At 32.5% G+C, this 480-nt stretch carries 1 protein-coding gene; it reads right to left on the reverse strand.

Going from position 1 to position 480, the window contains the following annotated elements:
- Window positions 1–380: transposase (locus DW269_RS12515; RefSeq protein ID WP_147321718.1), on the reverse strand; the 380-nt coding region annotated here is incomplete at its 3' end.
- Window positions 381–480 lie beyond the last annotated feature (100 nt).

Raw genomic sequence — 480 nt, forward strand, 5'->3', positions numbered from 1 at the left:
CTTATTTCTTTGGGCGGTATGAAAGAAAATTTGATTAGATCATGTTTAAATAAATCACAAATCCATTTTGAATCTTTCTTGTCAGTTTTCTTTCCTTTAATTGCTTTGACATATTTTGGATGAGTTAAGTAAATATTGATTTCATCTTCTAAGATGTTGAAAACTGGAATCCAATATTTACCAGTAGATTCCATGCATGCATCAAAGCATTTGTGATTAATGAGCCACTGTTTAAGATTCAGTAAATCAGGGTTTAAAGTTGAAAACGTTTCTTGGATGTATTCGGTAATACGAGTTTTCTTATTAGTAATACCGATTGTAGCCACAATGATATTCTTGTGAACATCCATGCCACAGCAGATTGGTCTAACAATCTTCATAAAAAAATCTCTCCTTTCATTGAAAGAAGAGAAGTGGCATTGACTGCTATCTAAGCTAATCACTCAGTTGATTGTACAATCATAAGTGTCCTGGCTCTAA

Origin of the sequence: Catenibacterium sp. AM22-6LB (assembly GCF_003435615.1) — a bacterium.
GTDB classification, from domain to species: domain Bacteria; phylum Bacillota_I; class Bacilli_A; order Erysipelotrichales; family Coprobacillaceae; genus Catenibacterium; species Catenibacterium mitsuoka_A.